The sequence below is a fragment of the Bradyrhizobium sp. genome (assembly GCF_049519115.1).
In the GTDB taxonomy this organism is placed as follows: Bacteria; Pseudomonadota; Alphaproteobacteria; order Rhizobiales; family Xanthobacteraceae; genus Bradyrhizobium.
In genome coordinates, this window is the sequence record NZ_JBEKRB010000125.1 from 1 (window position 1) to 6735 (window position 6735).

Sequence of the window (6735 nt, forward strand, 5' to 3'; positions counted from 1 at the left end):
CATTGCTTCAACATTGTGGGGCATAAGTTTTGGAAAGGCGGCGGCAAAGCCGACATTGTTGCCGATGATGACCGTCAGAGGCGCTTCCAATATTTTTGGCCGGTTCTTTTCCGCCGCCAGCCCAGCAAGCTTCGTCTTGCCCTCAGCACTATGAACCCAGACAAACCGCGCCGGGTTGCTGTTGGCCGAGGTGGGACCCCATTTCAAGAGGTCATAGAGGTCGCGCACCAGGCCGACCTCTACAGGTGTATCGGTCCATCCGTTGTAGGTGCGAGCGGACCGGAATATTTGGTCGAGGGACTCGGACGATACGGCGTTTCTCATCTGGGCATCCTGAATTGCAGTCTTGTGAGGCTTTATCTATTCCGGATCTGAACTTGGGAGGTCAGGCCGCCGCCGTGGCGTCTTGCGCCTCGGCCGCGCGGACAAGGCATTCGACCCATTCCTCGTGATAGCGGTAGAGCGCTCCGGGATGCTTGCGCCCGATCTCCTCGAGGAAGAAGGGGCCTTGCTGCGTCTCCTCGGATAGCACATCACAACCACTATCCGTGGGTGTGATGACCCAGCCGTGATAGGCGCTCGAGCCGGTCTCGTCGCCGTCGACCAACGTTGACCATGAGAGTCTGCGGCCGGGCACGCACTCCGTCACGACAAGCGTCATTGGAAAGCCGACGGTTACCCGAGTGTATTTAGTGCCGAGCGCCAGTTCCGGCTCACCGCTCAGGATCTTGACCTGATTTTCGGCAGGAAAGTAGCTCGACCAATTCTCAGCGTCGACAAGCAGCTTCCACACCACTTCAGGGGACGCCTTTACGTCAATGTCGTTGAGCGCGTAAATCGCTGAGGTCTTCGGGTCGTACTGCTCAGGCCAATACACATGGTCATACATATCTGCATCCCTTTTCCAAAACGCATCCGCTGAACGCGGCAGGTCCTCGGCCCCGACCGGCATCGCTAATTCTTTTCGAATTTGATGAGCGACGCCATCGAACTTGATGGGCTAGGCCTAGGGCTCACGTCCATCTCGGAGGCCCGCGCCAGCGCTTGCGTGTCGACATACTCCCGGATTTTCGCCAGTTTGCCGTTTCGAACGGTAATGGCGAAGACCCAGTCGTCCTCGAACGTCTTGTTCGTGGCTTTGACTCTCCCCCTAGCGAAACCGACGACTAGAACCCGGTCTCCCTGCGCTACGAATTCGGGGGGCTTTGGAAATGAAGTTTCCACCGTGTCGGAAGCCTTCTGCAGCAAAGCCGCCAATCCTGCGTGCCCGCGGTGCGTGCCGGCCAGCGGCCAGTCCTCGCCCGGAATGATCCACTCAATGTCCTCGGCAGACAACGCCAGCAGACCTTGCCTGTCGCCGCCGCCCATTGCTGCGAAAAACTCTTTCACAATCTGGACATTCTCCTGAATGCTCATGAGATCTCTCCATTCCCTTACGTCGGATCGCGTGCTGTCTTTGATTCAGCCGATATCGACGCCAAGTTGCTGCAGCATTACGGAAGGATAATTATAGCAATTAAAGGAGATGACCTTCCCGCCCTCGAGTTTGAAAACATCGCAACACGGGGCATCTATTGCCTTGTCCGTCGGAGCGAGAGTCCCAGAAGCAAGGGCCAGCTCACCTTTGTGGGTTCCCCGAATTGCGAGCTCGACAACGACGACGTTTTCCGCGACGTAAAAGTTAAGTAACTCACGGTGGACATCAGGAAATGCACTTGCGAGGGCGGTAATAGAGTCACCAATGGCCTGCCCGCGAAACTTCGTGCCGGAAGGAATGTCCAACATGTATCCTTCCTCCGAGAACATGGAGACAAACTTCTTGGTGTCCATTCCTTGCCCCTCTCCGGCAACGTAGAGTTCTCTGATGATTTCTTCATTGCTAAGCATCTTGAATCCTCCCTGCAGTTGACTGTCTGTTCGTTGCTTTGGAGGTGACGTGAGACATAACTAACGTTGTGGACCTGCCGGTGAGTACGTGGTGTCGGTGCTTCAGCCGATATCGACGTGCAAGGCGATGTCGAAGGTGCCGGCGCCGTTTTTGGCCAGGCCGATGAGCATCAGGCCGAGCGACTCGAGCGTTGCGGCCATGTGCAGACCGCCGACATCGAACGGACGCAGCCCGAGACTCTCGAGAAACGTTGAGACGCGCGCCTTGGCCTCTGGATCGTCGGCGGCGATGAACGCGTCGAGGCGTCCACCCCGAGCAAGTACGGGGCCGAAGTGAGTGTTGAACGCCTTCACCACATGCGCGTTGGCGGGGGCGGCCTTGGCGATCTCCTGCGCACCAGAACTGCCGTAGGGTGTGACGAGACCCGTAAGGTCGGGGGAGACCGGGTTGGTGATGTCGATGATCACCTTGCCGTCGAGCGCGCCCCCGAACTCGGTCACCACCGCCGACGCGCTGGTGTACGGCACGGCGAGAATGACGATGTCGCCCTCCGGCGCGGCGCCGTACTTCCCTGTGGTCGCTCCTGCTGCGAGCTTGTCGACCAGCGCCCGCGCCTTGGCGGGGTCGCGGCTGAGCACCTCGACGGCGTGTCCGGCCTTGGCGATACGGCCGCTGATCGCCGTGGCCATTCCTCCTGAGCCGATGATGCTGATAGTGCTCATGTGCAGTCTCCTAATTAGTTGGGGTATTGGTAGTAGTTTCTAACGGGGCATTCCCCGGATGATATTTCGTGTGTGCCGAGCGCGCGTGCGCGCTGTCCGCTGGGCTCGTTGCGACCCGGCTTGCTGCCGTCCGCTCAACTCAGCCGGCGGGGAAGTAATGACCGTTGTCTAAATCGGCGAGCAGGCTGGGGGGATGGCAGAGATTGATGGACCAACAACCCCACCGCGCAATAAGTCCTCTGTGGAGAGAGTTTATTGCAGCGGTGAGCAATATTGACCGCTATTGGTACGAAGGGGACCAGCCGAGCAGCGGCTCGTTTCGAAGCGGCAGCGCGTTACTTGAAATCGCGGGTCTTCACCTTGATGCTGTCGATGTGCAGATCGGGAACGTAGATGTCCCGCGGCTTCGGTGCTTTCGGCGGCAGGCTTCGCGGATCGATGCCGGGGCTTCCGTGGTGGAATTCATCGCCTCGGCCGTGCGGCAAAGGAAAGCTGTTGTCCCGGTCGCCGACGCTGGCCAGCTCAGCAGATAGATCGTGAGATGGTTGGGGACGAGATGGACGACTTCGCCTTCGCGCTGTGGCGACATTGGACGTCCCGAAATTATAGACGCGTTGCGCCGCATCGCCCCGGTTACCGCGATCCGAGGGAACGTGGATATCGACGACTGGGCTGTTGCATACCCTGAAACCGACGTCGTGCGACTTGCGGGAAAATCGATCTACGTTCTGCACGATCTGAAGACTCTCTAGATCGATCCGATCGCGTGGGCATCGACGCCGTCGTGTCCGGTCATTCCCATGTGCCGAAGATCGACACGACCGACGGCGTGCTCTACCTGAATCCAGGAAGCGCGGGCCGGCGGCGCTTCGGGTTGCCCATCACACTCGCGACGATCGACGTGACGCCGGACAACCTGCGGCCGGAAATCCACGATCTCAGCGACGTATGAACCCGTCGCGAGGATGCGTCATTTGCCACCAGGATAGGAGTTGCGGTGCGTGCCGTGACGTTCCCTTCTGTAATCCGAGCCTGAGGTCAAGCCCTTTGCTCCGGTGACCGCGATGTCTGGTTTTGGGATAGAAGCGGCCGCGGCAAGAACGAGTGCCGAGGTCTCAGTTTAACCCTTACCGGACGTTCCAACACAGCGTCGAATGTTTGCTTCAAGAGCAAATCAGAGATCATGCAAAAGTGAGCAGTTTTTCTCACTTTCAAAGCATCGACGTGCATTGCTACCGGATATAGTATGCTGCGTGTGCTGTGGAATTGTCGTTGGAATAATGGGCGCGCAGCAGCCAATTGCCTGTGTGTCGTAAACGGGTCGTTGTCGGGCTGGAATAATGTGGGTCTGACGCCCGAGTTGTGGATCGGAATAGGCGATGTCCTCATCTTCCGACCACGCAATCTCGTTTGGTTCCTTCCGCCTGATCTCGACCCAACGCCTCCTTTTGGAATCTGGGAAGCCCGTTCAGGTCGGTAGTCGGGCCTTAGAAATTCTTTTGGCTCTCGTAGAGCGTGCGGGCGAGTCGATACGCAGAGAAGATCTGATAGCGCGGGTTTGGCCCCACAGCATTGTCGACGACAGTAATCTGAAGGTCCATATCGCAGCGCTTCGAAAGGCTCTCGGTGATGGACTGAATGGCAACCGATACATCGTCAACATACCCGGCCGAGGATATCGGTTCGTGGCGCCAATCTTAAAACGCGAAGAGATCGGATCTCCGACATCGACCGAAGCCGCATTGCAATCGCAAAACGCTAGAGCGCCTATCCATCGGGTTTTCGGTCGATCCAAAGTCACCGCAGCATTGCGACGGCAGCTTTCGGAATATCGGTTTGTCACAATCGTCGGGCCGGGAGGAATCGGCAAAACGACCGTCGCCTTGACTATCATCGACCAAATTGCCGCGTCCTTCACAGATGGTGTGCAGTTCGTGGATCTCGCTCGTTTAAGCGATCCGTCGCTTGTCCCAAGCGCGCTCGCGGCGTTGCTGGGCATCGCGGTCTATTCTGACCCCACCCCGAACTTGGTCGACCATCTGCGGCAAAAGCAGATGCTGGTCGTGTTGGATAGCTGCGAGCACGTCATTGAGGCGGCAGCGACGTTGGCAGATGGCCTTCTCGAATACTGTGAGGGTTTGGTCATCCTCGCGACAAGCCGCGAGCCCACCCAGGGTAGTGGCGAACGTGTCTACCGTTTACCGCCTCTTGAGTGTCCTCCGACATCTGGGCTCCTTTCGGCGGCCGAAGCGTTCAGATATTCCGCCATACAGCTTTTCGTCGAGCGCGTGGGCGCCGCAATCGATGGTTTTCAATTGAGCGACGCCGATGCTCCGTTTATCGCTGAGATCTGCCAAAAACTTGATGGCAACGCGCTTGCGATCGAGATGGCGGCCGGTCGGGTTTCGACATTCGGCATTGGCGGCGTGCACCGGCGTCTGGACGATCGCTTTCGGTTGCTGAAAGGGGGTCGCCGGGCTTCTTTGCCGCGCCATAGGGCACTGAGTACAACGATTGATTGGAGTTATAATTTACTTTCGGAGCCTGAACGAACAATCTTGCGTCGACTTGCCGTATTCGCAGGCGTCTTTACGGCCGAAGCAGCGATTCACATTACTACGATCGCAGACATGACGGCCCCCGAAGTGGCTGACAGCTTGGCTCTACTTGTGAACAAATCTCTAATTTCAGCGGACCTAACAAGTTCAGTTGCCATCTATCGTCTGCTTGACACCACCCGCGTGTACGCCCTGGAAAAGCTGGTTGAGAGAAATGAATATGATCAACAGGCCCGTCGCCATGCTGAGTATTATCTGACGATTTGCGAACATGCGCGGGAGAAAAGCACCGAACAAAATACTCCTGACTGGATCATCGCTTATAGTGGGCTTCTTGATGACGCGCGAGCAGCCTTGCGCTGGGCGTTCTCCGCGGGCGGCGATGCGGCGTTGGGCGTACGGCTTACGATTTCCGCAGTTCCGCTTTGGCAGAACATGTCTCTGATGGAGGAATGTCAAAAGAGCGTTAGCCGCGCACTCGAAATAGGCCAAATCGGCGATCGGCAAAGAATGGTGCTTCTCACTGCCTTGGGAGTGGCGCTCTACTCGATAGGTCCGAAACCGGAGACGAAGTCAGCTTGGACCGACGTTCTCAGGATCGCCGATGCTTTAGACAATGATGAGTTTCGCTTGAGAGCGCTATGGGGGCTATGGGTCGTCGGCGTCACCGGGGGTAAACAGCGGCCGGCTCTAGCGTTGGCGCGGAAGTTTGCCAATCTGGCCGCCAAAAAGAAAGATCATGTTGCTTCGTTCATGGGGGAGAGGCTAATCGGAACCTCGCTCCATTTCTTGGGGGAGAATGGCAAGGGACGGCAGTACATCGAGCGGTCTCTCAGTCATTTCGTGCCCGGCGACAACCGATCGCATGCCGTTCGATTCCAATTCGATCAATTCGTGTCCGCGAGCGCCTATGCTGCTCGAATTTCGTGGATCATGGGATTCCCTGATCAAGCCTTGCGGACAGCCGAAATGGGAGTCGCCCAGGCTCTAGCCCTCGGTCATTCGCTGTCCCTCTGTTATATCTTGGGCTCGGCGGCATGCCCGCTCACGCTCGCCGTCGGCGATCTGAGCGCGGCGGAACGCAACGTGACCATGCTTATCGATCATTCCGACAGACATGGACTGGCTCTGTGGCAGATAATGGCCCGCCGCTTCAAAGGACATTTTGGCATCAAGACGGGAGAACGCGACGCCGGTTCGAAATTGCTCTTTAACGCAATCGATGCGCTCCACGAAGCCGGCTTCGTCCTCTACCACACAGAAGCGCTGGCCGAATATGCCGAAGTTTTGGGTACCGTCGGTCATATCTCACAGGGGCTTGTCATCATAAACAGAGCACTGGCGCAATCTCGACGCAACGAAGAGCGCTGGTGTCTGCCGGAGTTGCTTCGCATTAAGGGTGACCTCACGCTTTTAAGCACTGTCAACGGTGGCGAGGCTGCAGCGGAAGAGATATTTCTTGAGTCACTTGATTGGGCGCGACGCCAGCAAGCATTGTCCTGGGAATTGCGAACGTCAATAAGTCTTGCTCGATTACGACGAGATCGAGGGCGCGTCAGTCAGGCCC

At 57.4% G+C, this 6735-nt stretch carries 7 protein-coding genes and 1 pseudogene; 2 read left to right on the forward strand and 6 right to left on the reverse strand.

Features of this window, described 5'->3' with window-relative positions; all coding sequences use genetic code 11:
* The 6 genes from ABSE61_RS35440 to ABSE61_RS35465 form a co-directional block, all read right to left on the reverse strand.
* Positions 1 to 324: nitroreductase family protein (locus ABSE61_RS35440; RefSeq protein ID WP_490338388.1), on the reverse strand; the 324-nt coding region annotated here is incomplete at its 3' end.
* 61 nt (positions 325 to 385) lie between these two features.
* Positions 386 to 889, reverse strand: a complete 504-nt coding sequence (locus ABSE61_RS35445) for an SRPBCC domain-containing protein (RefSeq protein ID WP_423875818.1) — start codon at positions 887 to 889, stop codon at positions 386 to 388.
* 65 nt (positions 890 to 954) lie between these two features.
* Complete coding sequence (locus tag ABSE61_RS35450; RefSeq protein WP_423875819.1) at positions 955 to 1416, reverse strand: nuclear transport factor 2 family protein; 462 nt, start codon at positions 1414 to 1416, stop codon at positions 955 to 957.
* A gap of 45 nt (positions 1417 to 1461) precedes the next feature.
* The gene (locus tag ABSE61_RS35455) at positions 1462 to 1887 is read right to left on the reverse strand and encodes a nuclear transport factor 2 family protein (RefSeq protein ID WP_423875820.1); all 426 of its coding nucleotides are present in this window, start codon (positions 1885 to 1887) and stop codon (positions 1462 to 1464) included.
* Between the two features lie 102 nt (positions 1888 to 1989).
* The gene (locus ABSE61_RS35460; RefSeq protein WP_423875821.1) at positions 1990 to 2610 is read right to left on the reverse strand and encodes an NADPH-dependent F420 reductase; all 621 of its coding nucleotides are present in this window, start codon (positions 2608 to 2610) and stop codon (positions 1990 to 1992) included.
* 335 nt (positions 2611 to 2945) lie between these two features.
* Complete coding sequence (locus ABSE61_RS35465) at positions 2946 to 3095, reverse strand: hypothetical protein (protein WP_423875822.1); 150 nt, start codon at positions 3093 to 3095, stop codon at positions 2946 to 2948.
* A gap of 96 nt (positions 3096 to 3191) precedes the next feature.
* On the opposite strand from ABSE61_RS35465, the pseudogene ABSE61_RS37160 reads away from it, so the two are divergent.
* Together ABSE61_RS37160 and ABSE61_RS35480 are read left to right on the forward strand one after the other, a co-directional pair.
* Positions 3192 to 3562 (forward strand): annotated as a pseudogene (locus ABSE61_RS37160) (metallophosphoesterase family protein); the annotation flags it as partial.
* Positions 3563 to 3989: 427 nt separating this feature from the next.
* On the forward strand, positions 3990 to 6735 hold a 2746-nt coding region (locus tag ABSE61_RS35480; protein ID WP_423875825.1), incomplete at its 3' end, for an ATP-binding protein.